Annotated in this window: 3 protein-coding genes and 1 pseudogene; 2 read left to right on the top strand and 2 right to left on the bottom strand. The window is 71.7% G+C overall.

The genetic code is table 11. The features are described from left to right. Positions 1-426 (top strand): annotated as a pseudogene (locus tag ND748_RS27990) (protease); the annotation flags it as partial. 97 nt (positions 427-523) lie between these two features. Here the strand turns inward: ND748_RS27990 and ND748_RS27995 are convergent. After that, entirely contained in the window at positions 524-952 is a 429-nt protein-coding gene (locus ND748_RS27995; protein ID WP_251749193.1) for a nitroreductase/quinone reductase family protein, read from the bottom strand. Between the two features lie 513 nt (positions 953-1465). Further along, a complete protein-coding gene (locus tag ND748_RS28000) occupies positions 1466-2605 on the bottom strand; it encodes an amidohydrolase family protein (RefSeq protein ID WP_251749194.1) in 1140 nt (379 codons plus the stop codon). 391 nt (positions 2606-2996) lie between these two features. On the opposite strand from ND748_RS28000, the gene ND748_RS28005 reads away from it, so the two are divergent. Further along, on the top strand, positions 2997-3578 hold the full coding sequence (locus ND748_RS28005) for a hemerythrin domain-containing protein (RefSeq protein WP_251749195.1): 582 nt from the start codon (positions 2997-2999) through the stop codon (positions 3576-3578). Positions 3579-3596: the final 18 nt, after the last annotated feature.

Here is a 3596-nt window from a genome sequence, read left to right on the forward strand (position 1 = left end):
GCGTTGCGCAGCCCGCTGGGCGCGCCCGAGCCGGTGGACGAGGCCGCGAGCCTGCTCGAACGCCTCGACGCCGGCCCGGTCGGCGCGGTGCCCGTCAGCCTGCGCGGCCGGATCGTCGGCCGGGGCGGCTACGTCGCCTCCCCGGACCTCGTCCTCGCCGACGACAGCGGCATCGTGCCCATCGTCTACCTTCAGCCGTTCCCCGGCGCGCGGACCTTCTTCGGGCTGACCGGGGCCGATGCCTTCGTGGACGAGGAGGTGCTGGTCACGGGCTGGTTCCTGCGCGCCCCCGGGCCCTACGTCGAGCTGCGCTCGATCACTGCGGCGTCCGGGCACACCGCCCGGAGCTGGCAGTTCGTCGCCCGCTACGCCCTGTCGCTGGGCGTGCTCCTCCTCGGTACCGTCCTGCTCGCCGCGAGCCTCTAGCCCTGCAGCCGGCCGATGGCCGTGGTCTGGCGAAGCATGCTGGCGGGCCGCGGCCGGGGGCGTGCCCCGGCGCGCGGCTTGCGGGCTTCCCGAGGGATCAGGAGCCGGTGGGCAGGAGCTCGACGACGGGGATGAGGCGGGTCACGGCCGCCTGCAGCTCGGTGAACTGCGGGTAGCGGGCGGCCTGGCGGGCGTACATCTCGTCGCGCTTCGCGCCGTGCACCTCCGTGGCCGTGACCCGAAGCGTCCGGCCCTCGACCTCGATGGTGGCCTGCGGGTCCGCGCGCAGGTCGTGCAGCCAGCGCGGGTCCTCGTCGACGCCGGGGTTCACGGCGTAGACGAAGTACCGGTCGGCGTCGGCGTAGAAGTTCAGCGGGCTCACATGCGGTGCCCCGTCGGCCTCCGCGCCGCTGAGCAGCAGCAGCAGCGTGGCTCCCGTGTACTTTCCGGCGGGTCGGCCGCCGTTGGCCCGGAACTCGTCGACGAAGTCGCTGATCTCCTGCGTGGTGAACATCTTCTGGCTCATCGGTTCGCCTTTTCTCCTGGTGCCGCGAACCGCGCGGGAGGAATCGGCCGCCGGGGGCGGCAGCGCGGGTGTTCGCCGGGCGCGGCGCGCGCGTTGCCGTCGCCGACGGGCGGAGTCGCAAACCGATGACGCTCGCCGCGCGGACAGACATCCGGGATACGTGCGGCCCTCGGGCCGTCGCGGTGGGACGTCCTTCACGTCACCGACGTCATGACCGCGGCCAGGACCTTCACCGGCGGGGCCGGCGGGCGGACTGTCCTGCTGTGGCGGGTTCCACGCCCGACCGGCGGGCATTGGTGCCAGTCGCCGCGCCGGTGATGGGGCGGCGGCACTCGACGAACGAGCGGGGCGGGGCGGGGCCGGCGGCCGCGGACCGAAGTCCGTCGCCGCCGGCCCGCCCCGCCCCGAACCGAGGCCGAACCGTCAGCAGCGGGGGAGCTCGGGAGGTGCGGGGTATTTCAAGAAGTGCGGGGTATTTCGGGAGGTGCTGGGAGCTCGGGAAGTGCGGGGAGTTCAGGAGGTGCGGGGGAAGTTGTAGAGCGTCCGCGCGTTGGTCTCGACCATCCGCAGGGCCTCGTCGTCGGGCACGTTGATCAGCGACTCGGCGAGCAGCTTGCGGGTGTTCGGCCAGTTGCTGTCGGAGTGCGGGTAGTCGCTCTCGAACATGATGTTGTCGACGCCGATGCGGTGGCGTGCCTCGATGCCGGCCTCGTCGACGATGAAGCACCCGTAGATGTGGTCGCGGAACAGCTCGCTGGGCCGCACCTCGGTGTTCACGTCGTTGTACCAGCGGTGACGCTCCCACACGTAGTCGATCCGCTCGAGCATGTACGGCATCCAGCCGATGCCGCCCTCGGACAGCGCAATCTTGATCTGCGGGAACCGGTGGAAGACGGGGGAGAGCAGCAGCTCGGACGTCGCCGACATGGAGTTCAGGGCGAACAGCGAGATCGCGACGGTGAAGTTGGTCGTGGCCGCCTCGGGGGAGCACTGCGGCGACCCGCCGGAGCCGAAGTGCAGGCAGATCGGCATGCCGGTCTCACTGGCCGCGGCGAGCACCGGGTCCCAGTGGGTGGTGTGCCAGGACGGCAGGCCAAGGCGGTCGGGCAGCTCGGGGAAGGTGATGCTGCGCGCGCCCTTGGCGGCGGTCCGCCGGATCTCGGCGGCGGCGGCCTCGACGTCCCAGTAGGGCACCATCATCAGCGGGATCTGCCGGTCGGGCGCGGCGGCACACCACTCGTCGAGGATGAAGTCGTTGTAGGCCCGGACGGTCTCGGTGGCGAGCGCCAGGTCCTGCGAGGCGGCGAGCACGCTGCCGGCGAAGCCGGCGAAGTTCGGGAAGCAGAGCTGCGCGTGGATGCCCTCCTCGTCCATGTCCCGGATGCGATCCGCAATTTTGTAGCAGCCCGGTAACATATCGTCATAGCTGCGGGGGTCGAGCCCGAAGTCCTTCGGGCTCTTGCCGGCCACCGCGTTGAGGGCGAAGTTGCCGGCCCGGCGGCCTTCGTAGATCCACCAGTCGTTACCGTCCTCGGCGCGTTCGATGCGCGGGCAGGCGTCCTGGTATTTCGCGGGCATGCGATCGAGCCAGACGCGCGGGTGCTCGATCACGTGATCGTCTACCGAGACGATCTGGGCATTGGCGGGCAGCATGTGGTCCTCCTATGGGACGACGGCCAATCCCCTCCGTGGAGAAGTCCGACCTTCTGACAAGTACGTCACATCTTCGGACGCCATGCAAGGGGGATGGACAACGCCGGATCGAGGGAATCTGACGCGGCGTCGCGCCCCGATCGAGGCGGGGACGCCTAAGCAGCAGTGCCGCAGCAGTGCCGCAGCAGTGCCGTAGGAGGGGCAAAGCAGCGGCGCAGGAGGGTTGTGGGAGGTGAACAGGAGGGTGATAGGAGGGGTTCGAGGGTGGCGCGGGAGTGTGGTGCCCGCCGGATCGGGTAGCGCTCACCCGTCGGCCCTGGCCGGGCCGGCCGCGGGGTTCCCCCCGGGACGGCAACGGTCGGCCCATCCCGGAGCGAGACGGAGACCTGGCATGGCGAGCAAGCTGGCGGAGCGGGAGCGCGCACAGGCGGCGACGCTGCCCGAGGACGACATCGTGGGACTTCTGCTCGCGCAGCACGCGCGGATCCGCGACCTGTTCGCGGAGATCGGTGTGCGGCGCGGCGAGCACCGCAGGAAGCCGTTCGACGAACTGCGGGCGCTGCTCGCCGTGCACGAGACGGGCGAGGAGATGGTCCTGCGGCCGGTGTCGCGCCGATCGGCCGGTCCCGACGTCGGGCGGGCCCGCAACCACGAGGAGAAGCAGGCGGCGAGGCTCCTCGCCGGGCTCGAGAAGCTCGACGTCGCCGGCCCGGACTTCGACCGCGAGATCGCGGTGCTCGAGCGGGCGGTGTCCGATCACGCCGTGCGCGAGGAGCTCGAGGAGTTCCCGGCGGTGCGGGCGGCCACCAGCCAGGACGAGCGGCGCAAGCTCGGCCGGCAGCTGCGCGCGGTCCAGAGCCTGGCGCCCACCCGCCCCCACCCGGGCACGGTGGGCTCTCCCCTCGCCCAGTGGGCGCTCGGCCCGTTGGCGTCGCTGGTCGACCGGTCCCGCGACGCCCTGCGCCGCCGGTAACTCCGCTCGCCGCCGGGG

Source organism: Frankia sp. AiPs1 (assembly GCF_023716945.1).
Taxonomy (GTDB): domain Bacteria; phylum Actinomycetota; class Actinomycetes; order Frankiales; family Frankiaceae; genus Frankia.

What these genes read in the sequence shown, in the direction of transcription:
- ND748_RS27995 (WP_251749193.1), bottom strand. Translation starts at nt 952, where the DNA reads ATGAGCCAGAAGATGTTCACCACGCAGGAGATCAGCGACTTCGTCGAC.
- ND748_RS28005 (WP_251749195.1), top strand. Translation starts at nt 2,997, where the DNA reads ATGGCGAGCAAGCTGGCGGAGCGGGAGCGCGCACAGGCGGCGACGCTG.
- ND748_RS28000 (WP_251749194.1), bottom strand. Translation starts at nt 2,605, where the DNA reads ATGCTGCCCGCCAATGCCCAGATCGTCTCGGTAGACGATCACGTGATC.